This window comes from Pseudomonas sp. I2 (genome assembly GCF_040984075.1).
GTDB classification, from domain to species: Bacteria; Pseudomonadota; Gammaproteobacteria; order Pseudomonadales; family Pseudomonadaceae; genus Aquipseudomonas; species Aquipseudomonas guariconensis_B.
Map to the genome: position 1 here is coordinate 1 of NZ_JBCGFQ010000251.1, position 296 is coordinate 296.

Below are 296 nucleotides of genomic sequence, written 5' to 3' on the forward strand. Positions count from 1 at the left end.
GACCCACGGCGTAACGCGCTTGCTGCTTGGATGCCCGAGGCATAGACTGTACAAAAAAACAGTCATAACAAGCCATGAAAACCGCCACTGCGCCGTTACCACCGCTGCGTTCGGTCAAGGTTCTGGACCAGTTGCGTGAGCGCATACGCTACTTGCATTACAGCTTACGAACCGAACAGGCTTATGTCCACTGGGTTCGTGCCTTCATCCGTTTCCACGGTGTGCGTCACCCGGCAACCTTGGGCAGCAGCGAAGTCGAGGCATTTCTGTCCTGGCTGGCGAACGAGCGCAAGGTT

1 protein-coding gene is annotated in these 296 nt (G+C 56.4%); it reads left to right on the forward strand.

Annotated features, from left to right (window positions below; translation table 11 throughout):
* Nucleotides 1-74: 74 nt before the first annotated feature.
* On the forward strand, nt 75-296 hold a 222-nt coding region (locus tag WCE05_RS26490), incomplete at its 3' end, for a phage integrase N-terminal SAM-like domain-containing protein (RefSeq protein ID WP_032424397.1).